Source organism: Limnovirga soli (genome assembly GCF_013106755.1).
GTDB lineage: Bacteria > Bacteroidota > Bacteroidia > Chitinophagales > Chitinophagaceae > Limnovirga > Limnovirga soli.
Genome location: NZ_WHPF01000003.1, coordinates 75,903 through 101,743 on the forward strand (window position 1 = coordinate 75,903; position 25,841 = coordinate 101,743).

19 protein-coding genes are annotated in these 25,841 nt (G+C 40.5%); 13 read left to right on the forward strand and 6 right to left on the reverse strand.

What is annotated here, in order from left to right; genetic code table 11:
- Window positions 1–132 precede the first annotated feature (132 nt).
- A complete protein-coding gene (locus GD597_RS04255) occupies window positions 133–675 on the forward strand; it encodes a hypothetical protein (RefSeq protein ID WP_171606581.1) in 543 nt (180 codons plus the stop codon).
- Window positions 676–841: 166 nt separating this feature from the next.
- Here GD597_RS04255 and GD597_RS04260 read toward each other — a convergent pair whose 3' ends face one another.
- Complete coding sequence (locus GD597_RS04260; RefSeq protein WP_171606582.1) at window positions 842–1,297, reverse strand: FKBP-type peptidyl-prolyl cis-trans isomerase; 456 nt, start codon at window positions 1,295–1,297, stop codon at window positions 842–844.
- A 247-nt stretch (window positions 1,298–1,544) separates the two neighbouring features.
- Here GD597_RS04260 and GD597_RS04265 point away from each other — a divergent pair, with 247 nt between their 5' ends.
- Window positions 1,545–2,840, forward strand: coding sequence for an exo-beta-N-acetylmuramidase NamZ family protein (locus GD597_RS04265; protein WP_171606583.1), 1,296 nt, complete (start codon window positions 1,545–1,547; stop codon window positions 2,838–2,840).
- Window positions 2,841–2,868: 28 nt separating this feature from the next.
- On the opposite strand, the gene GD597_RS04270 is transcribed toward GD597_RS04265, so the two are convergent.
- The gene (locus GD597_RS04270; RefSeq protein ID WP_171606584.1) at window positions 2,869–3,531 is read right to left on the reverse strand and encodes a hypothetical protein; all 663 of its coding nucleotides are present in this window, start codon (window positions 3,529–3,531) and stop codon (window positions 2,869–2,871) included.
- A 410-nt stretch (window positions 3,532–3,941) separates the two neighbouring features.
- Between GD597_RS04270 and GD597_RS04275 the strand changes: the two genes are divergently transcribed.
- The 3 genes from GD597_RS04275 to dacB all read left to right on the forward strand — a co-directional run bounded on the left by GD597_RS04275 (window position 3,942) and on the right by dacB (window position 8,461).
- On the forward strand, window positions 3,942–5,630 hold the full coding sequence (locus GD597_RS04275) for a SulP family inorganic anion transporter (RefSeq protein WP_171606585.1): 1,689 nt from the start codon (window positions 3,942–3,944) through the stop codon (window positions 5,628–5,630).
- A gap of 294 nt (window positions 5,631–5,924) precedes the next feature.
- Entirely contained in the window at window positions 5,925–7,067 is a 1,143-nt protein-coding gene (locus GD597_RS04280; RefSeq protein WP_171606586.1) for a formimidoylglutamase, read from the forward strand.
- A 56-nt stretch (window positions 7,068–7,123) separates the two neighbouring features.
- A complete protein-coding gene (dacB, locus tag GD597_RS04285) occupies window positions 7,124–8,461 on the forward strand; it encodes a D-alanyl-D-alanine carboxypeptidase/D-alanyl-D-alanine endopeptidase (protein WP_171606587.1) in 1,338 nt (445 codons plus the stop codon).
- Window positions 8,462–8,604: 143 nt separating this feature from the next.
- Here dacB and mutL read toward each other — a convergent pair whose 3' ends face one another.
- Window positions 8,605–10,500: a DNA mismatch repair endonuclease MutL gene (gene mutL / locus GD597_RS04290; protein ID WP_171606588.1), complete on the reverse strand. Its 1,896-nt coding sequence runs from the start codon at window positions 10,498–10,500 to the stop codon at window positions 8,605–8,607.
- Window positions 10,501–10,861: 361 nt separating this feature from the next.
- On the opposite strand from mutL, the gene GD597_RS04295 reads away from it, so the two are divergent.
- The gene (locus GD597_RS04295; RefSeq protein ID WP_171606589.1) at window positions 10,862–13,096 is read left to right on the forward strand and encodes a carbohydrate binding family 9 domain-containing protein; all 2,235 of its coding nucleotides are present in this window, start codon (window positions 10,862–10,864) and stop codon (window positions 13,094–13,096) included.
- Between the two features lie 147 nt (window positions 13,097–13,243).
- Here the strand turns inward: GD597_RS04295 and glmS are convergent, their stop codons facing one another.
- Window positions 13,244–15,079, reverse strand: a complete 1,836-nt coding sequence (glmS, locus tag GD597_RS04300) for a glutamine--fructose-6-phosphate transaminase (isomerizing) (RefSeq protein ID WP_171606590.1) — start codon at window positions 15,077–15,079, stop codon at window positions 13,244–13,246.
- A gap of 94 nt (window positions 15,080–15,173) precedes the next feature.
- Between glmS and GD597_RS04305 the strand changes: the two genes are divergently transcribed.
- From GD597_RS04305 to GD597_RS04330, 6 genes are all read left to right on the forward strand, one after another.
- On the forward strand, window positions 15,174–15,773 hold the full coding sequence (locus tag GD597_RS04305; protein WP_171606591.1) for a GNAT family N-acetyltransferase: 600 nt from the start codon (window positions 15,174–15,176) through the stop codon (window positions 15,771–15,773).
- 395 nt (window positions 15,774–16,168) lie between these two features.
- Window positions 16,169–16,924 (forward strand): XRE family transcriptional regulator, encoded by a 756-nt coding sequence (locus GD597_RS04310; protein WP_171606592.1) that lies wholly within the window; start codon window positions 16,169–16,171, stop codon window positions 16,922–16,924.
- A gap of 113 nt (window positions 16,925–17,037) precedes the next feature.
- Complete coding sequence (locus GD597_RS04315) at window positions 17,038–19,494, forward strand: DUF5916 domain-containing protein (protein ID WP_171606593.1); 2,457 nt, start codon at window positions 17,038–17,040, stop codon at window positions 19,492–19,494.
- Window positions 19,495–19,780: 286 nt separating this feature from the next.
- Entirely contained in the window at window positions 19,781–20,827 is a 1,047-nt protein-coding gene (gene rlmN / locus GD597_RS04320) for a 23S rRNA (adenine(2503)-C(2))-methyltransferase RlmN (protein WP_171606594.1), read from the forward strand.
- Window positions 20,828–20,896: 69 nt separating this feature from the next.
- Window positions 20,897–22,042, forward strand: a complete 1,146-nt coding sequence (locus GD597_RS04325) for a pseudouridine synthase (RefSeq protein ID WP_171606595.1) — start codon at window positions 20,897–20,899, stop codon at window positions 22,040–22,042.
- Window positions 22,043–22,189: 147 nt separating this feature from the next.
- Complete coding sequence (locus GD597_RS04330) at window positions 22,190–22,915, forward strand: RluA family pseudouridine synthase (RefSeq protein ID WP_171606596.1); 726 nt, start codon at window positions 22,190–22,192, stop codon at window positions 22,913–22,915.
- A gap of 153 nt (window positions 22,916–23,068) precedes the next feature.
- On the opposite strand, the gene GD597_RS04335 is transcribed toward GD597_RS04330, so the two are convergent.
- Window positions 23,069–23,707: a peroxiredoxin gene (locus tag GD597_RS04335; RefSeq protein ID WP_171606597.1), complete on the reverse strand. Its 639-nt coding sequence runs from the start codon at window positions 23,705–23,707 to the stop codon at window positions 23,069–23,071.
- 158 nt (window positions 23,708–23,865) lie between these two features.
- Window positions 23,866–25,041 (reverse strand): DNA polymerase IV, encoded by a 1,176-nt coding sequence (gene dinB, locus GD597_RS04340; RefSeq protein ID WP_171606598.1) that lies wholly within the window; start codon window positions 25,039–25,041, stop codon window positions 23,866–23,868.
- 156 nt (window positions 25,042–25,197) lie between these two features.
- On the opposite strand from dinB, the gene GD597_RS04345 reads away from it, so the two are divergent.
- A complete protein-coding gene (locus tag GD597_RS04345) occupies window positions 25,198–25,788 on the forward strand; it encodes a Crp/Fnr family transcriptional regulator (protein ID WP_171606599.1) in 591 nt (196 codons plus the stop codon).
- Window positions 25,789–25,841: the final 53 nt, after the last annotated feature.

The following is a 25,841-nucleotide window of genomic DNA, read 5'->3' on the forward strand; positions in this document are numbered from 1 at the left end:
GTGTGCGACGCAACGGATGCCAGCATATGGTTATATCGCCGGGCCAATATATATAGTCATTTTAGTTTATAACAAACACATTTTATTTTTTTTGAATGATTGTTTATATTGTGTGTAACTAAAACTACCATCATGAAAAAGCTTTTACTTGGTGCCATTATTGGCGGCCTTATTCTTTTTGTATGGCAAACATTATCTAACACTGCATTAAACCTGCATGGCAGCGCATTGCAATATACCGCCAAACAAGATTCTATTCTTGATTACTTAAGTACCCAATTGCCCAGCGGACGTTATATTTTACCCACCGTTGCCCCCGGCGCTACTATGGATGACATGGCGAAACTGGAAGAAAAAGCCATGGATAAACCATGGGCCATTATATCCTTACAAAATGCCTATCACCCAGATATGGTGATGAGTATGGTGCGTACTTTATTGGTAGATGTTATGGTGGTAGGCATGCTTTGCTGGGTGTTATTGCAAATACCCAACCGCAATAAAACAAACATATTTATCATCACTATTTCAACAGGCCTGTTGGTTTTCTTAAACGGGCTGTATACCCAATATATCTGGTACCAGGAACCCGGCATAAATGGCCATTTAATTGATGCTTTAGCCAGTTGGGGTTTATGTGGTTTTTGGCTGTCATCCTGGCTTAGCAAAAGCTAAATTATGGTTGGCCCGGCGCTGTATTATGCATGATGCTTTACTTGCGTCGCACTCTTGTACTGTAACAAATAATGCAACTGTTAACAGCCAATAGAGCAAACTTTTTACTGGTAAATAAAAAAGCCCGGCCAAATAATCAGCCGGGCTTTTTTTGTGTTGTATATGATTAAGGCATAATAATCAAAGGCGTATCGCCGTCAATTTCTACCAGCTCAATATCAAAAACCAATTCTTTGCCAGCTAGTGGATGGTTGGCATCAAGAATTACCAATTCTTCTTTAACTTCTGCAATAACCACCGGAAAGTTTTGACCCTGGCCATCGGTCATATTCAAGGCCATGCCTACTTCTGGCTTCATATCGGCCGGGAAACGATCGATAGGAAACTCAAGAAACATTTCGTTTTGAACTGGTCCGTAAGCCTCTTCGGCTGCTATTACAAGGGTTTTCTTTTCGCCTTTTGCCATACCCAGTACGCCACTGTCAAAACCAGGAATCATCATACCTGCACCCACTTCAAATTCAAGTGGTTCGCGGCCTTCAGATGAATCGAATGTAGTGCCATCATTTAATTTTCCATGGTAGTGTACTCTTATGGTATCACCACTTTTCACTTGTCGCATGTCTAAAATTTTAGTTGTTAAATTGTTGAAACAGGCGCTAACTCCATATTCGTTGTTTACCTACTGCCTGGCAGGTTATTGTAATTGTACAAAAATATTCAGCAGAAACAGGTACTAAGGCTGCAATAATTTGATAAAGACAATTTGTGTAAACTATGAAAAATGAAAACCATATTCCGGCGGCAAGATAAGTTGATAATGCTTTTCGGGCAATTATTTTTGGTTAACTTTCCACGGTTAACAAATTATGATGAGAAAAATGCTATGGGCTTTTTGTTTACTCGCTTTGCCTTTTATGGTTTTGGCGCAGCAGGAACCAAAAGCACAAAAACAGAAAAATAATAAGGCCACCAGGTGTATTTTACCCGGTGCCAACCAGATGGATGCATATTTACCTTTGTTAAAAGGCAAGCGGGTAGGTGTGTTTGCCAATCCCACTTCGATGGTAGATAATCGCCATTTGGTAGATACTTTGCAAAAACTGGGCATTCAAATTACCCGCATATTTGGCCCCGAACATGGGTTTAGAGGTACTGCTGATGCCGGTGAAAAAGTAAAAAATTATATAGATGCTGCTACCGGTATTCCGGTGGTTTCCCTATATGGCGCCAAAACAAAACCCGCCGCTGCCGACCTTGACGATGTAGATATCTTATTATTTGACATTCAGGATGTGGGCGTTAGGTTTTACACTTATATATCCTCACTGCAATATTTTATAGAAAGCGCCATTCAAAACAATTTGCCGTTGGTTATTTTAGACAGGCCCAACCCCAATGGTTTTTATGTGGATGGCCCAGTACTGGACAGCGCCTATTCCAGTTTTATTGGTATGCAACCGGTGCCGGTTGTATATGGTATGACGATTGGCGAATATGCCCAAATGTTATTAGGTGAAAGCTGGATACACTGGAAATATGCCAAAAAACAGGATGGCAAAATTTCACTGGGTGAAGCATTGGGATTTGAAGAAGAGCGGAATAATTTTAAACTCACAGTTATAAAGTGCAAGAATTACACCCATAAAAGTAAATACGTGTTGCCAGTAAAGCCTTCGCCCAACCTGGCCGAAATGAGTGCGATATATTGGTATCCTTCTACCTGCTATTTTGAAGGAACGGTGTTAAGTGAAGGACGTGGCACTCCGCATCCTTTTCAGCAATTTGGGCATCCTGCATTGCCAGATACCTTATTTGCATTTACACCTGTATCTACTGCAGGGGCGGCAGAGCCTAAGTTAAAAGATAACCTTTGTTATGGCTGGGATATTCACAACCTGCAAAGTCCCAACCATATTGCGTTGGAATGGCTGGTACAGGCCTATGCATTGTTTCCCGATAAAACTCAGTTTTTTATAAAACCTAAAAAATTTGACGCTGCCCCTCAGGATTATTTTTTTAATAAGCTTGCGGGTAATAACCAATTAATGCAGCTGTTGGTTGCCGGAAAGTCGGCCAATGAAATAAGGCAAAGCTGGCAACCCCAATTGGCAGCTTTTAAAAAAATAAGAAAAAAATATTTGCTATATCCTGATTTTGAATAAGCAGCTTATTTGCAGGATTGGTATGTTTTTATTCGTAATAGATTTTAAATGTCATAAAGTCTGTAGAAGCCTCCACATTAGTGCTCATAAAAAAGTATTTACCGGTTTGTTCTATAATCTGGTATTTGTATACATCGCCGGGTTTACTATAGTTTTTTCTGATGAGGTTGGAACTGCTTATAAAACTAATTTCAAATGAACAGTCGTCGGTCCATTTAAAGGAAAGTTTGGAATAGGTTTTATCGTTAAACCGTTCTGTCCAAAAACCATTGGCCAATGAGAGCCGAACGGTATCACCGGTTGATTCCAGGTAATAATAATTTTTGTGAGAGAGGAATTTCTTACAAGAATCTGTGCTGATAACTACTTCCGGTTGTGCACTTACCCTTTGCCAATCGCCTTTTTGTGGTACCAGCCGTTCCAGTATTTTGGCAAATGCATCGCATTTTTTTTGAAGCCTAAAATAGATTTCCTGTCCAACAGACTGCCTTTTTTTCTCAGGTAGGTTTTCCAGAAAAGGATTCAGGTGTTCGTCAACAATATGACCTATCAGTAAGGTGTCATCAAGGCCTTTATAAAAATCGATGGCTTTGCACATCTCAGTCATAAGTGAATCTTTGCTGCTTTCGGTTTGTGCCTGTGCAACAAATACAGTTATACTTAACAGGAATAGTAAACTTATTTTCTTCATGTGTTTATACTATGTTTTAAAAAAGCCATTACTTATAAAATACATTTTGATGCCATTGTTATACAGTACAAGTGTGCGACGCAAGTAAAGCCAAATACATGTTTAATTGCCGGGCCAATAAAATGTATGTACCAATGGTTTAACAAAACAAATTACCGGTATAAAATGCTGGGAAACAATTTTTTGTTTTGGGATAAACTGTGTAATTGATAAGTACCTAAGGCCGGTTAATAAAATTTAGGTAATTTGCACCTGTTAGAGTAAAGCGGCTGCGGCACTTGATTTTTACAACTTCACTACCACTATTTGCGCAGCTATAACTTTCTTTTACATAATTGATTTATTAATTATTGCATGTATAGTTGAAAGTAAACTTTCAATTTGTGTGCTATGTAAACCTGTGTGCTATTATGTTTACGCCCAAGCTTTTCGAGACATTAAAAACGTATAACAAAAAACAGTTTTCTAAAGATGTTATGGCCGGCCTTATTGTAGGCATAGTGGCGCTGCCATTGGCTATTGCATTTGCCATTGCATCGGGCGTATCGCCTGAGAAAGGTTTGTATACGGCCATTATTGCAGGCTTTATAATTAGTGCATTGGGAGGCAGCCGTGTACAAATTGGCGGGCCTACCGGTGCATTTATTGTTATTGTTTATGGCATTGTGCAACAATATGGGGTAGATGGTTTGATAATTGCCACATTTATGGCCGGGGTGCTATTGCTGATAATGGGTTTTGCCAGATTTGGTACGGTGATTAAATTTATTCCACACCCATTAATTGTTGGTTTTACAACGGGTATTGCAGTGATTATTTTCTCCTCTCAGGTAAAAGATTTTTTTGGGTTGCAAATGGGCGCCGTACCTGCCGATTTTATAGAAAAATGGAAAAGCTATGTTGAACATTTTCTTTCAGTAAATATGTATGCTGCAGCAATTGCCATAGTTACCATCATCATTATTTTGCTGTGGCCAAAAGTTACCCATAAAATACCCGGATCGCTTATTGCCATTTTATTTACCACTGCAGCAGTGCAATTTTTTCATTTGCCGGTAGAAACCATTGGCAGCAAGTTTGGCGCTATACCAACTTCTCTGCCCATGCCGGTGGTACCGCATATCAGCTGGGCTACAGTGCAGCAATTAATACGTCCGGCATTTGCCATTGCATTATTGGGTGGCATAGAATCTTTATTGTCAGCTGTAGTTTCGGATGGTATGATTGGTGCCAATCACAAAAGCAATATGGAACTGGTGGCACAGGGTGTAGCCAATATTTTCTCCTCTATTTTTGGTGGCATACCTGCCACCGGCGCTATAGCACGTACAGCCACCAATGTGCGTAATGGCGGCCGTACTCCTGTTGCAGGTATTGTACATGCGTTAACCCTGTTAATAATTATGTTGTTTATTGGTAAATGGGCTGCAATGATATCGATGGCTACATTGGCAGGAATATTAATTGTAGTGGCTTATAATATGAGCGAATGGGAAAATTTCCTATCCATTCTAAAAGGCTCCCGTACCGATGCGGCTGTATTGCTTACCACTTTTGTGTTAACGGTATTTGTAGACCTAACCGTAGCCATAGAAGTAGGTATGGTAATGGCGGCTTTTTTGTTTATGTTAAAAATGACGCAGTTTACCAATGTACAGCAATTAACATCGTCGCAAACAGGCCACGTTAGTACTGCCGATGTCAATGCCATTAATACTTTTCAATTACCAAAAAGGGTAGAGGTGTTTGAAATAAACGGGCCCCTGTTTTTTGGGGCTGCCTTTAAGTTCAAGGATGCTATGCGGGAAATAGAAAATCCACCACAAGTGCTTATTATACGCATGCGCAATGTGCCCATTATAGATGCAACCGGTATACGTATTTTGCACGAAGTGTATAAAGATTGTGTACATCGTAAAACCAAACTTATTCTGGCCGAAGTAAACAGCGGACAGGTGCTGACCGAAATTGATCAGTCGAGGTTGTTGTTTAAAATTGGGAAAGCCAATGTGGTAAACACCATCGAAGAAGCTATTGCCCGCAGCCGCCAAATTGTAAATGACGATTTTTTTGCCAAGCCGGCATTACACAAAAAATAATTTTATGGTCCGGGCAGCAACAAAATGGCATCGCCGCTTGCGTCGCACACTTCGGGGTACCGATCTTTATGCGGCAAAAAAACAAATATGTTTGAAGTAAGTTACAATACAAAATGCATCACCCGCTATACTTGCCTTTGATTGTTGCCATAAATTACTACAGTACAAGAGTGCGACGCAAGTGCTGTTGCCATTAGTAATAGGTGTTGGGTACAAAATAACAGTTGCATTTAAAAACAAGGGTCAAAGCTTTATCAGTGTTTTTACTGTAAGTTTGTCGCAAACAATGTATACATGTCTTTTCATTCAATAGATACTATTTTAGATTTTTTAGAACCGGTAAATAAAGATTATTTATCAGAAGATGAAGGGTATAAACCCAATCAGCTGGGTTATAATATCCTGGCATATGAAGAAAGCTTTCCTTCTTTGGAGCAGGTAGATATGGTGCTGGTAGGTTGCGGCGAAAACCGTGGCATTACGGTAGGCAAAGCCAACCATAATGCACCCGACGCCATACGCAAGGAATTATATAATTTATACCACTGGCATAAGGATATAAAAGTAGCAGATGCAGGCAATGTAAAGCCCGGCGCTACATTGCAGGATACCTATGCGGCATTAAGGACGGTGGTGTCAGAATTATCGGCGCATGCAAAAAAGATTGTAATACTTGGCGGCTCACATGATCTTACCATGGCGCAATATGGCGTATATGAAGCGGCAGGTAAAATAATAGAAGCTGTTTGTGTTGATGCGCTGATAGATTTTAAAATGGATAGTGTATGGGCCAGCGATAAGTTTTTAATGGAAATGCTTACCCGTGAACCAAATTTTATAAAGCAATACAACCATATTGGTTTTCAAAGTTATATGGTACACCCCGATATGCTGGAAACCATTGATAAGCTTAGGTTTGATTGCTACCGGGTAGGTAAGGTAAAAGAAAGCATGGAGGAAATGGAGCCGGTAATACGCAATGCACAACTTTTTAGCTTTGATATAAGTGCCATACAACATGCACATGCTCCTGCCAACAGGCTTACTCCCAATGGCTTTACAGGCGAGGAAGCCTGTATGCTGATGCAATATGCAGGCATGAGTGCCATGGTGAGTACGGTGGGTATTTATGGCTACCGGCAAGAACAGGATACACACCAGCTTACTGCCAAACAGATCAGCCATATGCTTTGGTACCTGATGGATGGGATGCTCAAAGGGAAAATAGAATCTCCTTTAAGTGATACCGAACAGTTTAATGAGTTTAAATTAGCTTTTGCTGAGGTGGAAACTACTTTTTTGCAAAGCAAAAAAACCGGAAGATGGTGGATGCAAATGCCTGAAGGTAATTTTGCCGCCTGCACCTATAAAGATTACCTGATTGCCAGCGACAATGAAATACCGGAAAGATGGATGCGGGCCGCCGAACGGGGATAACCAATAATTTGCTTACCAATAAATGAACTGACAAGATGAATAGCCCTGCAACGGTAATGATAAAGACTATAACCCAATGGTGTTGTTGGTGGGTGCCTTGTTTAGGGTGTTTACTTGTGCTGGCATCCTGCTCGGTTAGTAAACGCATAGATACAATAGCTGGCAAGACTATCACCCATAAAAAGGAATTGGAAAATGCCCATATAGGCATAACAGTGTACAATTCTGCCAACGGCAAATATTTGTATAACAGCAATGGCAATAAATATTTTATACCGGCCAGCAATACCAAAATCATCACCTGTTATGCTGCCATGAAATACCTGGGCGATAGTTTGCCGGGATTATCAGTTGCTGAGTTTAACAACTTTATAGTGGTAAGCCCCACCGGCGATCCCACCCTTTTGCACCCCGATTTTGCAAACCAACCTGTAATAGATTTTTTAGTAAAACAACCCAAGGGTATTTTTTTTACCAATAATAAATGGCGCGAAAATGCCTATGGCGCTGGTTGGAGCTGGGATGATTATGATACTTACTATATGGCCGAAAGAAGCGCCATGCCCATTTATGGCAATGTACTGTCTGCAAGCGGCAAAGCCAATGCATTGCAGGTGGTGCCCAATAATTTGGTAACAGCCATAAATAATAAAAACAACGATACTACTGCTTTTGCATCCTCCATTAGCCGTGATTTTTATAACAATCAGTTTGCAGTACAGTATAATTCTGCCACCCAGCAAATAGTGCAGACACCCTTTATAACCAGCGATAGCCTTGCCCTGCGATTATTGCAGGATACCCTTCACAAAACATTTAGCAGGCCAGGTAAATTTGGTGCCGCCAATAACAATACAAAAGCCAACAGCTATACCGTATATAGCCAGCCTACAGATACTATGCTGAAAATAATGATGCACCGCAGCGATAATTTTTATGCTGAGCAATCATTGTTAATGCTAAGCAACCAGCATTTGGGAATAATGAGCGATGCCGCAATAATTGATACCCTGTTAAAATCAGACTTTAAAGCCATGCCACAAAATCCCCGTTGGGTAGATGGCAGTGGTTTAAGTCGTTATAATTTGTTTACTCCGCAGGATTTTGTTTTTGTGCTGGACAAAATGAAACAAGAATTTAACTGGCAGCGCATAACCACCATTTTTGCTACTGGTGGCGGCGGAACTTTAAACGGCCAATACGATTCACTGCAGGGAAAGTTGTATGCCAAAACCGGCACTTTAAGTAACAATATAGCTTTAAGTGGCTACCTGATTACCAATAAAGGACAAACCCTTATTTTCTCCATCATGGTAGGCAATCATACCAGTAGCAATGCGCTTATCCGCAAATCCATGGAAGCATTTTTAACGAAGCTTGTTCAGCAGTATTAAATTATTTTTTGGGCCAGACAAGCCAATACTAATCAGGCTTTACTTGCGTCGCACTCTTGTGCTGCAACAAGTATGGCAACAAAAAGAAGCAAATACCCTTTGGAGGCAATACATAAAAAATCAACCCTTCTAACTTTACATTGTTATTTTCCAAACATCCTATCCAGGTAATCTTCTTTAAAAGCTACATAAGTGGGGCTGCCATTCAGGGCGATATTATGGGTTTGGCAAAGAAATAATTCTTCGGTAAGTGTATGCATTTCTTTCTGCGTTAAATGCTGGCCAGCTTTTATACTTTGCTGTCTTGCCATACACCGTACCAGCTTTTCGCGGCGGGTAAATTTTATATCGCTGCTAAAATGTTTAAACTGTTCTATCAATAATTCTATGGCATTTTTTTCGTTGCCCTGCAGCATATCGGCAGGCGTGCCTTGAATTACAAAAGTGTTATTGCCAAAGGGTTCTATTAAAAAACCCAAAGCTGCCAAATCGGGTAAAAGATCCAGTAACAATGCACTGTCAGCAGCATTTAGTTCCAGTGTAGCAGGAAATAAATTGTGTTGCGATGCCATTTTTTTGCCATGTGCGGCAACACTAAAACGTTCGTATAAAATGCGCTCATGTGCCAGTTGCTGGTGTATTACCAAAAAGCCATTTTCGCCGGGTGCCAGAATATAGGTTTGTTGTATTTGCATCAGCAATGCATCTGGCGCCAGGGCTGTTTCTCTTTTTTCGGGTTGGTGTAATTGGCCGCTGGCTGCTTGTGTAATGGTTTCGCGGCGTTCATATTCCAGTAAGCCATCGCCGTTAACAGCTGCAAAATCTTTTAATGGGGCAATACTTGTGGTGGCAGGTGTAAAAAAGTCTTTCCAGTTTTTAAGTTCGCTTTTATTGGTAGGTTCAATAAAATGTGCCTGGTTTTTTTGCGTAAAGCTTTTAAACAGCGAAGAGCTGGAAGCGCTTTGTTGTTTATCATCAGAAAAAGGTTTGCTTACCGATTCCAGTTGCTGTATATCGGCATTTAAACTAAAGTCCAGCGATGGCGCCACACTAAACTGTGCCAGTGCATGTTTAATGGCTGCCTGTACAAACGCATAAATTATTTTCTCGTCTTCAAACTTAATTTCCTGCTTGGTGGGGTGAACATTTATATCAATCTGCGATGGATCAAGGTCTATAAAAAGCACATACAGCGGGAAACTGTCTTTAGCAATCATTTCCTGATAAGCGCTCATAACCGCATGGTTAAGATAAGCGCTTTTTATAAACCGGTTATTTACAAAAAAATATTGTTCTCCACGGGTTTTGCGGGCAGTTTCGGGTTTGCCGGCAAAACCGTAAATATTCATGTAATCGGTATCTTCTTTTACCTGTACCAGCTTAGCTGCATATTGATTGCCCAATACCTGTAATACCCTTTGTTTGGCATTGCCTGCTTCCAGATGAAAAACCTGCTGACCGTTACTGGTTAACGAAAAGAAAATTTGAGGAAATGCCAGTGCAACCCGTATAAATTCATCAATAATATGCCTGAGCTCGGCGGCATTGGTTTTTAAAAAATTACGGCGTGCCGGCACATTAAAAAACAGGTTTTTCATGCTAATGCTGGTGCCTTCGGGTGTAGCGCAGGGCTCCTGCACTTTTACGGTGCTGTTTTCTATTTCCAAAAAAGTACCCAGTTCATCTTCGGTGCGGCGCGTTTTAATTTCTACCTGCGCAACAGCAGCAATTGATGCCAATGCCTCGCCCCTAAAACCCATGGTTTTAATATGAAACAGGTCGTCTATCACTTTTATTTTGCTGGTGGCGTGGCGTTCAAAGCTCATGCGGGCATCGGTTTCGCTCATGCCTTTGCCATTATCAATTACCTGAATCAGGCTTTTACCAGCGTCTGCTACAATCAGTTGTATGCGGGTAGCACCGGCATCCACGGCGTTTTCCAGCAATTCTTTAACGGCACTGGCGGGGCGTTGTATTACTTCGCCGGCCGCAATTTGGTTTGCAATATTATCAGGTAGTAGTTGTATTATATCCGCCACAGTATCTTTCGCTATTTATGGGGGCAAAAATAGAACTATTGGTATGATTTAATTTACCATGTGGAGAAATGCTGCCATTATGGCCCTGGCAGCAGTTAGAAATGGGGCTTTACTTGCGTCGCACACTTGTACTGCAGGCTATTGGGCGGCAGTTATAAGATTGGTTAAATGTATTGCCTTGCCGGGTATTGCCCCGAACGTACAAGAGTGCGACGCAAGCGGCGATGCCTGTTGCACTAATGCCGGGTTACCAATAAGTATTTGTGTTGTAATGGTTTGTATTAAAATATACTAATATTAGCGCTTGTATGATGAATGGCGTGAATTACTGTAAATAATACATTTATTTTGCGGCTTTTATATGAAACCATTTTTAGTAATAGCTTTTGTACTTGGCTCTTTTACCGTTTTGTTTGCACAAAATGTAGAAGTGGCACAATATCAGCAACAATTTAAACTGCAAATTAACAGAACGGCAAGTGCTGTTAAGGTGGATGGGGTGCTGGATGACAGTATTTGGCAAAGTACGGGAACTGCGGTGGCTTCGAACTTTTTTTTGAAATTCCCTAATGACGTAGATAAACCAAAACAAAACACAGCCGTACAGCTGGCTTACGACGATAATTTTTTGTATGTTTCTTTTACCAGCTTTGACGACGGTAAAAGTATTATTCAAAGCCTGAAACGCGATTTGGGCCATATTGGCAATGATGCCGTTGGTATTGTGCTAGACCCCCAAAACCAGCATACAGCCGGTTTTATTTTTATGGTGAATGCCTTAAATGCCCAGTCCGAAGACCAGCTGAGCCCTAACCAGGATGGTCCGCAATTGCAGTGGAGCTGGGATAATAAGTGGTTTTCGGCCACCAAACGTTATGAACATTACTGGACGGCAGAGTTTGCCATTCCATTTAAAACCCTGCGTTTTCCCGCGGGGCAAAAAACCTGGGGTATTAATTTTTTACGGGTAGACATGAGTAATAACCAATACTCCTGCTGGACACATGTACCGGTAAATTTTAGGATTTATAATCTGGGTTATACCGGCGCATTGGAGTGGGATGCAGCACCGCCTAGTCCGGGTAAAAACAATGTAGTAGTGCCTTATACTACGGGATCGCTGCAGCAGGACAGGGAGAATGGTCAGCCGCTAAAAACCAGTTTTAATGCGGGTTTGGATAGTAAAATTACTTTAACGCCATCCGTGAATTTAGACCTTACCATTAATCCAGATTTTTCGCAGGTTGAAGTGGATAAGCAGGTAACCAACCTAACCCGGTTTGATATTTTTTTACCGGAGAAGCGGGCATTCTTTTTGGAGAATGCGGACATTTTTGGAGAGTTTGGCATACCCGGTTTTATAACACCCTTTTATTCCAGGAGCATTGGATTGGATAAGGAAGGCAACCGGATACCGATTATAGGCGGTGCCCGTTTATCGGGCAATATTGGCAATGGTACCCGTATTGGAGTAATGAATATGCAAACAGCAGCCAAAGGCAATTTTGCTGCGCAGAATTATTCTGCTGTATCATTGAACCAAAATGTAATGGGGCGTTCGGTATTTAAGGCCTATTATTTAGACAGAGAGGGATTTTTATCTGCCAGTCAGAAAAAGGCCAACCCATTGGATGCCTGGGGCCGTAATGCAGGTGCCAGTTTTGACTATATAAACCGGGATGGATCAATGAATGGCTGGGTATCATATCACCATTCTTTTAAGCCCGGCATTACCAATGAGAATGCCTTTATGCAAATTGGCGCCAAGTATGATGGCAGAAGATTTTCTAATATTTTAGACCTGGGTAATACCGGCACCAATTATTACACAGATATGGGCTATGTGCAACGTTTGGAAAATTACGACGCCTTGCGTGATACTACCATTAGAGTTGGATTTAAACATATTTTTGATGAAGCCAGTTATAAGCTGTTCCCCAAAAAAGGGAATATAGCCAGACATAATTTTTCTATAACCAACTTTTTTGTATTTAACCCGGATAATAGCTTTAATGAGCGCAATACAGATTTTATGTATATGGCAGAAAATAAAAGCAATTCATCCTTTGGGTTTACGGCTTCCAATAATCAGGTGCATTTGTTATACCCGGTTGCTTTTACTGATGCCACGCCGCTGCCTGCAGCATCCTATCATTACACTACATATACTGTAAACTATGGATCGGATAACCGTAAGAAAATAAGCTATTTGTTAAGTGCTACAACCGGCGGTTTTTATAATGGACATCTACAAACCTATGTTGCAGGTATTTTATACAGGCAAATGCCCCACCTGAGTATTTCGGTGGATGCAGAATATGATAAAATAGATTTGCCGGGCATTTACGGTAATGATGAATTGTTGTTAATATCCCCAAGGGTGGAAATTAATTTTACCACACTGGTTACCTGGACAACTTTTTTGCAATACAATACCCAGCAAAACAATTTTAATATCAACAGCCGGTTTCAATACCGCTTTAAACCAATGAGTGATTTGTACCTGGTGTATACTGATAATTATTTTACTACCCCTTTACTGCAAAACAAAAACAGGGCATTGGTTTTTAAATTAAATTATTGGCTAAATATGTAATTGCCTTTGTTGGCAAATGGCCAGCAAGTTTGTTTTTTATGTGGCTGTTTACAGCTGCATTCAATTGCTACTGTACAAGAGTGCGACGCAAGAAAAGCCCAATTCACATTTAATAGCCGGGCTACAAAAATTGGTAATTCATTTCACTTATTCTACCGTTACACTTTTGGCCAGGTTGCGCGGCTTGTCTACATCGTAGCCTTTGGCTACGCCTATATGGTAGGCCAGTAACTGCATGGGAATGGTGCTTAATAATGGTGCAATAATTTCGTCGGCCGGAGGTAAAATAACCACATCATCGGCCAGGGTTGGAGAAACCAAATCGCCTTCAGTAATGATGGCAATGATTTTACCTTTACGGGCTTTTATCTCCTGCATATTGCTGATTACTTTTTCGTGATAAGAATCTTTGGTGGCAACAAATACCACGGGCAAAGTTTCTGTTACCAAAGCAATAGGGCCGTGCTTCATTTCGGCGGCGGGGTAGCCTTCGGCATGTATATAAGAAATCTCTTTTAGTTTAAGTGCACCTTCGAGTGCAATTGGGAAGTTATAACCACGGCCAAGGTATAAGGCATCTGTTGCATCTTTATATTTTTCGGCAAGGGCCTTAATGCTATCGTTTTGCTGTAAAATAAGTTTTACTTTTTCGGGCACTTCTGCCAGTTCGCGTATTAGTTGCAGGTACTTATCGTGCGAAAGAGTACCTTTTTCTTTACCAATTACCAGGGCAATCATCATAATTACCGCTAATTGCGCAGTAAAGGCCTTGGTACTGGCAACGCCAATTTCGGGTCCGGCATGGGTATAAACGCCGGTATGTGAAAGGCGTGCAATAGAAGAGCCTACTACATTTACAATACCTAAAATAATGGCGCCCTGTTCCTTGGCTTTTTCTATGGCTACCAGGGTATCGGCAGTTTCGCCGCTTTGTGAAATGGCCATGATCACATCGCCCTTATGTACAATAGGATTTCGGTACCTGAATTCTGATGCATATTCTACTTCTACAGGTATACGGCAAAGCTCTTCAATAATATATTCTGCCAATAAGCCTGCATGCCAGCTGGTACCACATGCAATAATAATAATGCGGTGTGCCTCACTAATTTGGGTAGCATATTTTTGAATACCTGATAAAACAACATGGCCCTGTTCTGCATCTAACCGGCCTCTTAAACAATCAAAAATGGTTTGTGGCTGTTCAAATATTTCCTTCAACATAAAATGGTCGTAACCGCCTTTTTCAATGGCCGCCATTTCCATATCCAGTTTGGTAATAAAGGGTGTTTGTTTTTCGTTACCCAGGTTTTTGAGTATCAGTTCATCGGGGCGTACAATGGCAATTTCGTAATCGTTAACATATACAACTTCCTTGGTGTATTCAATGATAGGCGATGCATCGCTGGCCAAAAAATGTTCGCCTTTGCCAATGCCAATTACCAGTGGACTACCCTTACGGGCAGCGATAATAGTTTCGGGGTCGTCTTTGGCAACCAATAAAATACAATATGCTCCTACCACGCGGCGTAATGCTATGCGCAGCGCTTCTTCCAAGGTACAGGCATTATTAATTTTTATGTCCTGAATAAAGTTTACCAAAACTTCTGTATCTGTATCGCTTTTAAAACTGTAGCCCTTGGTAGTAAGCTCAGCTTTAATAGAGGCATAATTTTCAATAATACCATTATGAATAATGGCAAATTCGCCGTTTTGTGATGTGTGCGGGTGTGCATTGCGATCACTAGGCTCGCCATGTGTAGCCCAGCGGGTATGACCAATGCCAATATGGCCATCCAGGTTTTTACCTAATACCGCTTCCTCCAGGTTGCTTACTTTGCCTTGCTTCTTGTATACATGCAAGCCATCATGCACCAATGCAATGCCGGCACTGTCGTAGCCCCTGTATTCTAATCTCTTTAATCCTTTTACAACAATGGGGTAAGCTTGTCGGTGTCCTGTATATCCAACTATTCCACACATAGGTATTGTTTTAAATGGTGCAAATGATACTGCAATATCATAAATTTTAATGGCTGCAGTAAATTAGGTTTATTTGTACATATTAAACATAGTTATGGATGTATTTAATTGTAACACGGATTATATATTGGAAGATGACCGCGTTTTACTAAGACCTTTACAGGCAGATGATGCACAACACCTGCTTCATTTTTCTTTGCAGCAACCTGAATTGTGGAAATTCTCATTATTGTCTGCTGCCGGGGAATCAGGTTTGTCAGCCTACATAAACACGGCATTGGAAGCCAGGGCTGCCGGCAAAGAATACCCCTTTATTGTGTTTGATAAACAAACGCAAACCTATGCCGGCAGCACCCGTTTTTACGATATCAATTTGCCCTTTCAAACCATGCAGCTGGGGTATACCTGGTATGGCAGCGCTTATCAGGGTACTGGCTTAAATAAACATTGCAAATACCTGTTGCTGCATTTTGCATTTGAAACATGTAAAATGGAGCGCATCGAGTTCAGGGCCGATAATGATAATAGCCGAAGTATTGCTGCCATGAAATCAATTGGCTGTACCGTAGATGGTGTGTTACGTGCCAATATGCCCAAAAGGCAGGGAGGCCGCAGAGATTCTATTGTGCTAAGTATTTTAAAACAAGAATGGTTTAATACGGTAAAGCAATCATTGCGTAATAAACTGCAATAATACATTTTTGGGCCAGGCATTATTGCAGCAATCTAGCTTTACTTGCGTCGCACTCTTGTACTACAGTAATGCTATTCAGCCATGAACATAAGGTGTGGTGCCATTGCTATGTTTCAAAGCCCTTTATCTAAAGCAACATTTTATTGTTTATTATGCAGCTATATGAAATTTGCCGTAAATCACATTTTTTCAAATTCATATCCAAATAGCTAATAAATGGCTGTATAAAAATGCTGCCACAAGGGCGGAACCCTGAACCGAGCGTGGCAAGTAAAGCCAAATAATGAAGCTCAGCTGGTTACATAAAATTTGCCTTTAGAACAGCGGGTAAAAAAGAAATAAAATATTTTTTTGCAAACTAAAAATATTAGTATCTTGCGCTAAATGCATTAGTTATGAGTTATGCCGGAAAAAACCTTCGATACCTGCGCAAACTGCGTGGATGGACACAGGAAGAGTTTGCCAATAAGCTTAAAATTAAACGTTCTTTAATTGGCGCCTACGAGGAAGAACGTGCAGAACCCAGGTTAGATGTATTAGAAAATTTATGCAGTATTTTTAAGTTAAGTCTGGATGAATTGCTGCTTAAAGATTTAACCGAAGCTAAAACCGGCGGCAATTATATGGAAAAGCGCCGCCAGCTTAAAATGGCTGCAGAGGCACAGGTAATTCAGTTTGTACCGGTAAAAGCTGCAGCAGGTTATTTGGCAGGTTATGCCGATCCTGAATTTATTGATGAGCTAAATACATTTACCTTACCTATGCTGGCCCCCGGCAATTACAGGGCTTTTGAAATAATAGGTGATAGTATGTTGCCAACACCAAGTGGTAGTGTGATTGTAGGCGAAAGAGTAGAAAGCGTTGAGGAAGTAAAATCTAACAATACCTATATTGTAGTTTCAAAAAATGAAGGGATTGTATACAAAAGGGTAATGAAAAATAACCGCTTAAAAAATAAGATTACCCTTATAAGCGATAACCCCGATTATACCCCTTATAACGTTAATGAAGAAGAAGTGCTGGAATTATGGAAAGCACAGATGGTAATTACCAAAGCCAATATTCAACAACGTTGGGATGTTAATCAATTAGCCGGTCTGGTAAATAACTTGCAGGAAGAGATTTCTACGCTGAAACGAAAGATAAGTTAATGGTTGTTAATATTGTTAACACCTGTTATGTTTAAACTAAGCCATTTACCATTCGTGTAATTTGGCCATTAGCACAAATTAGGCAAATCTATTTTTGCGCCAAACCAAAATGGATGTTGAGGATATTTTTACCTGTTTTTTTCGTTTTTTTCATTAGCAGTGCATTAGCACAAACACGGTCGCTGGTGGCTGTAAAAGTGAGTCATGCACCTAAACTGGATGGCTCTTTAGATGATGTAGCCTGGCAAAATGTACCCATTGCAAATGATTTTATTGCCAATTTCCCCAATTTTGGTAATGCCGCCAGCAAGCCTACAGAAGTAAAACTGGTATACGATGATGAAGCCATTTATGTAGGCGCCTATTTACATGATGATCCCAAACTTATTCGTAAACAATTAACTGAGCGGGATAAAGAAGATTTTAAAGATGCTGATAATTTCGGTTTTGCCATAGATACCTACAAAGACAAGCAAAATGGCTACGCATTTATTGTTACCTCCAGCAATGTGCAAAGTGATATCCGGATTTCATCTACCGTAATAGAATCTGAAATGGGGGATAATGACGGACTGGATTATAACTGGGATGCAGTTTGGGATAGCCGTACCGCCATTGTTGCCGACGGCTGGATTGTGGAAATGAAAATTCCTTATTCTGCCATCCGCTTTTCTAAAAAGGATATACAGGATTGGGGACTTAATTTTTCCCGCTACATCCGCCGCCTCAATGAAAAATCTTACTGGAATCCTGTTAACCCTAAGCAAGATGGATTGGTAAACCAGTTTGGAGACTTAAAGGGTTTGGAAAACCTGGCTCCGCCATTGCGGCTGTCTTTTTTACCCTATGTGTCATCTGGTTATCAATCTGTGCCTACTGCAAGTGGCCAAATTAATAATGTGCTGCGTAGTGGTGGTATGGATGTTAAATACGGTATTAACGAAAGTTATACATTGGATATGACTTTGATACCCGATTTTGGCCAGGTAAAAAGCGATAATGTTGTACTAAACCTTACCCCCTTTGAACAGCAGTTTAACGAAAACCGCCCATTTTTTACCGAAGGCACAGAGTTGTTTAATAAGGCAGGTATTTTTTATTCCAGAAGAGTGGGCGGTATGCCAAGCGGTTATTTTGATGCTTTGCAAATAGCAACCGATAGTGGCTTTACCCTGCATAAAAACCCATCAGCTGTACAATTGTATAATGCCACCAAGTTTTCCGGGCGCAACAAGGATGGTTTGGGCATAGGTGTATTTAATGCCGTTACCGCACCTATGTATGCCAGTTTTGAACGACCGGATGGATCAACATTTTCTTATGAAACAGAGCCATTGGCTAATTATAATGTTTTTGTGTTGGATCAGTCGCTAAAAAACCGTTCTTTTATCACGTTTACCAATACCAATGTAATTCGCAATGGCGCGGCTAGGGATGGAAATGTAAGTGCGCTGGGGCTAACATTGTTCGATAAAACCAATACCTATAAATTTCAAGCAAAAGCAAATTATAGTTATGTTACTGGTGATGACCCACATAATGGTTTTTTAACCTATGCCGGCTTTTCAAAAGTAAGTGGTAAATGGCAATGGGGTGTAGATAATAATATCAAATCTAAACGCTACGACCCAAACGATATGGGTATTTTGTTTTTTCCAAATGAAATGAATAGTACGGCTTTTGTATCTTTTAATCAGTTTACAGCTGATAAGATATTTAACCTTAGAATTTACAATTTATCTGTTGAGCAATCAAACCGGGTTGCTCCTTTTCTTTATAGCAATACCCTTATTCGAGGTAATTTTTTGCATGTATTTAAGAATTTCTGGGATGCCACTATTATCTTTCAATCACAACCTTACTGGCAAAACGATTATTACGATTTACGCACCCCCGGTCGCATCATAAAAAAAACGCCATACACTTATGCTGGTTTATTTGGCAGTACAGATAGCCGCAAAAAATTGTATGTAAATTATGGAGTTGGCTATGCCAATTTATCTCCGCAAAAAGACGATCCTTACACTAACCTGCAGCTTGGTTTCAGGTATAGGTTTAACCCCAAATTTAGTTTGAGTATTGATGGCGAAAGGCAATTTGATAAGGGCAATATTGGCTTTGCAGGCTACGATGCCATTACCAGTGAAGCAATTGCAGGACTTAGAAGCGTAACACAGTTTACCTCTACCCTAAATGCTGCCTATAATTTTAAAGCGAGAATGAACCTGAATGTTAGCGTTCGTCATTATTGGAGCAAGGTTGATTACAAAACATTCTATTACGTAAAAGAAGATGGTTTTTATTTGCCTCACAACTTTGTGGCAGATGCCAACGAAAACTTTAATGCATTTAACCTGGACATGTTTTTTACCTGGGATTTTAGATTGGGTAGCCGACTGATTATTGCCTGGAAAAATGCACTTGGTCCGGATGCTGCTGTAGATGGCTTGCAACATCCCAAGTATACCAACAATATTAATCAGGTGTTTAACGTGCCACATAGCAACCAGCTAAGCGTAAAATTTGTGTATTATATTGATGCCCAGCAATTCAAAAAGAAAAAGGAATAGCTGCTACAATTATTTTGGCCCCGGCAACAGGAATGCTATTTAGCCCACTTGCGTCGCACACTTGTACTGTAACAAACAAGGGGGCTTATGGCTAAATACCCATTGCTGCGTAAAATTACTACTGCACAAGAGTGCGACGCAAGTACCGCCGCCACCTGCTTTTTGCCCGGCCAATAACTGCTTTTAAACAAATTTGGGGTGATAAATTGGTTGTCGCCAATTCATTTGCCCATGTCCAAATTAAACTTTACCACCCCAAATACGCCTATCTGGTTATCTTTGCGGTATGAAAGCAACAGAGCGCAGGAATATCAGGCACCTTTCACAGCCTGAATTGGATGAGTATTTTTTGGCCATTGGCGAAAAAAAATTTCGCAGCAAACAGGTATATGAATGGCTTTGGCAAAAGCATGCCCATGGTTTTGACGATATGAGCAATATTAGCAAAGAGCTACGTGCAAAACTGGCAGAAGAGTTTAGTTTTCCTGCATTAAAAATAGATGCCACCCAATTTAGTGAAGATGGTACCGTAAAAAGTCGCTTTAAAACCTTTGATAACCATTTGGTAGAAGGTGTACTAATACCCACAGAGCAAAGAAAAACGGCATGCGTATCATCACAAATTGGTTGTAGCCTTAGCTGTAAATTTTGTGCCACCGGTTATATGGAGCGTAAGCGTAATCTTACCTACGATGAAATTTATGATGAGGTAGTGTTAATTAATCAGCAAAGTGAAAAAGCTTACGATAAAAAATTAACCAACCTGGTTTTTATGGGGATGGGCGAGCCTTTGCTGAATTATGCCAATGTATTAAAAGCCATTGAGCGCATTACTGCCGAAGATGGTTTGTTTATGAGCCCCAAACGTATTACCGTTTCTACAGCGGGTGTAGCCAAACAAATTATAAAGCTGGGCGATGATAAAGTAAAGTTTAAACTGGCTTTGTCATTACATGCCGCCAACGATCATAAACGCAACGAGATTATGCCTATTAATGAGGCCAACAACATTAAATCGTTGGTGGATGCGTTGAATTATTTTTACAAGCAAACCAAAACCGAGATTACATTCGAGTATATTCTTTTTCAAAATTTTAATGATACCGAGAAAGATGCTGCCGAACTGGTAAAACTTTACAGACAGGTGCCGGTAGATTTAATTAATATTATTGAATACAATCCCATTGATGCTTTTGCTTTTTCTAAACCTACTGAAGAAGTAACTGCCCAGTTTATGGGTTATCTGGAAAAAAACAGGGTAAATGCCCGACTTAGAAGGAGCCGTGGAAAAGATATTGATGCCGCATGCGGTCAATTAGCCAATAAGAATTAGCAATTATACATCCCCAGGCGGGATATTTTATTTCATCATTACTGTTGCAAAACAGCAAAACAATGTACAATGGCAAAAGCATTTGACAAGTTTATTAACAAAGAAGTTACGGGCGCCAAAAAAAAGGAAGCTTTTAGACAGGAAAAGAAAAAATTTAAAAAGGAACTAAGGCAAAAAGCCGATGAAGAAAGGGTACAAAACCTGGAAAAATATAGGTTAATTGTAAATACACCCGCTGCCAATAAAAGCCGGGAAGTGGTTGCAAAAGCACCCGAAAAAGCTGCTCCTAAAAAATCTTTTACCGTTAATGCCCGTGATGCACAATCCGCATCTGACGCTCCAAAGAAACGTACGCCCTCCAGAACAACCGATAAGCCCGCAGCCAAATACAAAGCAGGCAAACCGGTAAAACAAACATACGAGCAAATAACGCAAAAACCAGTTTCGGCCGATAAAGATGGGGCAGAAGAGGTAATGCCATTGAATAAGTTTATTGCACACGCTGGTATTTGTGGTCGCCGCGAAGCTGCCGAATTGGTAAAAGAAGGTAAAGTGCAGGTAAATGGCTCTATTATATTCGAGCCTGGTTTTAAAGTTACCGGTAAAGAAAAAATTCTGGTAAAAGGCGAGCAGGTATTTGTACAAAAAAACCTGGTGTATATATTACTTAATAAGCCCAAAGATTATATTACTACCGCCAAAGACCCCGAAGGCAGAAAAACCGTGCTGGATTTGCTAAAAGGTGCCACCAAAGAAAGAATTTACCCCGTTGGCCGTTTAGATAGAAATACCACCGGCGTATTGTTATTAACCAATGATGGCGAAATGGCGCAAAAACTTACCCATCCCTCATTTGAAATAAAAAAAATATACGAGGTTCGCCTCGATAAACCGGTAACTAAAAAGGATTTCGATGCCATCCTCTCCGGCATTACCCTCGAAGATGGTTTTGTAAGTGCTGATTCTCTGGCTTATGCCGATGCAAAAGATAAATCTGTTGTTGGTATAGAAATTCATAGCGGCCGTAACCGTATTGTGCGCCGTATTTTCGAACACCTGGGCTACGATGTTAAAAATCTTGACCGTGTTATGTTTGCCAACCTTACCAAGAAAAATGTAGACAGGGGCAAATGGCGTTTGCTAAACGATAAGGAGGTGCGTTTATTAAAATTCATGAACAAATCTTTTGTAAGGGCCGCCAAAGAAACCAAATAGCTTTATTAGCCGGGCAATACAACAAGCATTTGGCTTTACTTGCGTCGCACACTTGTGCAGCAGGGCTTTATGCAGCTGTTAACAGCCCCCTTTGGCTTTACAGGTAACAGGCAATCAAACCAACCATCCAATTTATAATCATAGTACATGCTACAGCATTCATTGCAGGTAATTTTAGAAAACGATGATTTTATAGCGATTAACAAACCCGCTAACATGTTAAGCATTCCCGACAGGAAGCAATCTGAACCTTCCTTAAAAGATATGCTTAAACAACAATTTGGCGATATTTATACCGTGCACCGTTTAGATAAAGGCACCAGCGGTGTAATTGTTTTTGCCAAACATAGCGATGCACATAAGCAGCTCTCTCAACTATTTGAAGGCCGCGAGGTAGAAAAATATTATGCCGGCCTGGTACATGGTAAAGTAATAAAAGAAAGTGGTAGCGTAGATGCACCCATTATGGAGCACCCGGCCAAAAATGGAAAAATGGTTATACATGCCAAGGGCAAAACCTCACTTACCGATTATGAAGTGGTTGAGCGTTTTAGGTTATATACCTGGATGAAATTTCAGATTCATACCGGCCGCACACACCAGATACGCATTCATATGCAGCAACTGGGCCATAGCATTGTATGTGATGAATATTATGGTACTGCCGACCCAATTCTATTATCTAACCTGAAGAAAAAATTTAACCTGGCTAAAAGCGAAGATGCAGAAAGGCCATTAATGGGTAGGCTTGCATTACATTCTCAACTTTTAAAGTTTGATTTAAATGGAGAACATTTTAAACTGGAAGCTGAATTGCCAAAAGATATAAAAGCCATGCTGCAGCAATTGCGCAAATGGAATGCAGTAAAATAGAGATACATTATTTGCAGGCTGTTTTGACGCCATAATAACCAAACGATGAACGTATTGCGACGCAAGAGCTGATGCCATATGCATCTTCAGCCGGTCACAAAAAAATAACCCCAGCGTAAATACGCCGGGGTTTTAATTTAAACACATGAGAAGCTAATCGATATTAGGCTGTGGTGTATAACGCAAATAAGGCTTTATCACCTTTACGCCTTTAGGGAATTTTTTTATAGCATCTTCGGTACTTACTGCGGGTACTACAATTACATCCTCACCGGCTTTCCAATCTGCTGGTGTTGCCACACTGTAATTGGCGGTTAGTTGTAAAGAATCTACCACACGCAATACCTCAAAGAAATTTCTACCGGTAGAAGCCGGGTAGGTAATTATAAGTTTTACTGCCTTATCGGGCCCTATTACAAATAGTGAACGTACTGTGGCAGTTAATGAGGCATTGGGATGTATCATATCGTACAAAGTAGCCACATTTCTGTCTTCATCGGCAATAATGGGGAAACCAACTGTTACATGTTGGGTTTCGTTAATATCGTTTACCCAGCCATGGTGTTTATCCAGTGGGTCTATACTAACAGCAAGAACTTTTACATTGCGTTTGGCAAATTCATCCTGCAGGGCAGCGGTTTTACCAAGTTCGGTAGTACATACAGGGGTATAATCAGCAGGGTGAGAAAATAAAATTCCCCAGCCATCGCCAAGATATTCGTAAAAATCAATGTCGCCAGCTGTTGTTTGTGCTTTAAAATTGGGCGCTTTATCGCCTAAACGTAAACTCATATTTTTTCGATTTTGGATAGCAAATATATCCATTCTCTACAATTTTTGTGGACTAATTTGTTAAATACTAAAAATTCCCTGAAATATTTGTGGGGCTTGCTTTGTAGCCGAATAAAAATGCTTGAAAAAATAACTAACGTGTGTTTTAATTTGAGTAATCAACGGCCTTTTTCCTTATCCGTAATTTTAACGGTTCTGGCTTTTTGCAACAGGCTTTTACCAAACTTGTTTTTTACATCGTCAATGGCTTTGTACAGGTTGTTTTTCTTTGCTCCATCATCAAAAAGGCTGCCTTGAATGGCGTGGTTGGTTAACTCACTTAATCTAACGCCCAATAGGCGCACAGGTTGGCCCTTGCGGTAGAGTTTGTGAAAAAGATCCATCGCCACGGGTATTAATTCATCATCTCTAAACGTATAATTAATAGTAGTTTGCCGCGATGTGGTTTCAAAATCGGGGTATCGTATTTTAACGGCCATACAGCCAGCCAGTTTTTCATCCTGTCTTAACTCGTAAGCCACTTTTTCGGTCATGCGTACCAGTTCGCTAAGCAAAAAAGCCATATCAGTTTTATTTTCCTCAAAGGTATTTTCGGTTGAAATAGATTTGGCTTCATGGTAAGGGTGTACTTCACTAAAATGCAGCCCCTGGGCCTTGGTCCATAAATCTGCACCCCATTTACCCAGTCGCTTCTCCATCTCTGCGGCACTGTAGTTAAGAATATCACCTATGGCATTAATCCCCATTTCTTTCAGGTGTATAAAAGTATGTTCCCCCACACCGGGAATTTTATTAACCGGTAATGGCGCCAAAAACTCTTTTTCCATGCCGGGCTGTATAAAAATATAGCCATTGGGTTTGGCCTGGTCTGTAGCAATTTTTGCAATCATTTTATTGGTGGCCAGGGCAAAAGAAATGGGCAGACCGGTTTTTTCAATAATTTCTTCCCGCAGCGCAATGGTCCATTTAAATACATCAAAATATTTATCCATTCCGGTTAGGTCAATATAAAATTCATCTATGCTGGCTTTTTCAAACAAGGGTGCTTTTGCGGCAATAATATCGGTAACCCAACGGCTAAACCGGCTATATTCCCCACGTGTACCGCGTACAATTATGGCTTGCGGACAAAGCTGCATTGCTTTTTTCATAGGCATAGCAGAATGGATGCCAAATTTTCTGGCCGCATAGCTACATGCCGCTACCACACCACGTTCTGCACTACCACCAACCAGTACAGGCTTATCTTTTAAATCAGGATTATTCAATACTTCCACGCTTACAAAAAAGGAGTCTAAATCAAAATGGGCAATATAGCGTTGTGGTATTTGCATGTATTTTGCTAAGGTAGAAAAGTTATTTGTTAGCCAGCTGCAGAATAGATATTAAGCTTTACTTGCGTCGCACTCTTGTACGTTCCGGTTAAGTGGCAGCTAAAATAGCAGTGTAATAAGCAAAATAGAATCACCCATAATATGTAAATTACGGCAATGATACTGGAAGAAGCATTACCCCACTTACAGGCATTAACCAATCGGTTTTTGGATTTGCCAAATGAGGCGTGGATGGATTTTACTGCCATATGGCAACCATGCAGTGCCAAGCGTAAAGCGGTACTTACAGCTGCCGGTGAAACTGAAAAATATTTATACCTGGTAACCAGTGGTGTACAGCGTTCTTTTTACCTGCATCATAATAATAAAGAGGCTACGATGGTGTTTACTTATCCCTATTCATTTTCAGGTGTTGCCGATTCTTTTCTTACCCAAATGCCATCTAAATATTATTTTGAAACCTTAACCGCCAGCACATTTATAAGAACCAGTTACCAGCAAGTGGCTGCTTTAATGGAAAAGCACCGTAGCATTGAGCAATTTGTTTTAAAAATTACCGCTTTTACTTTAGCCGGCGTATTAGAAAGACAAATAGAACTACAATGTTTTACTGCCGAAGAAAAATTCAGGGCACTGTTAAAACGTAGTCCGCATGTTTTACAACTTATACCACATAAATACCTGGCATCCTATTTAGCATTAGATGCTGCAACATTTAGTAAACTGCTGGGTACGGTTAAATTGTAGCAAGTTTACAAAAATCTTGGTGCAGACAAAGGTTTTACCAAAAAAGCTTTTGC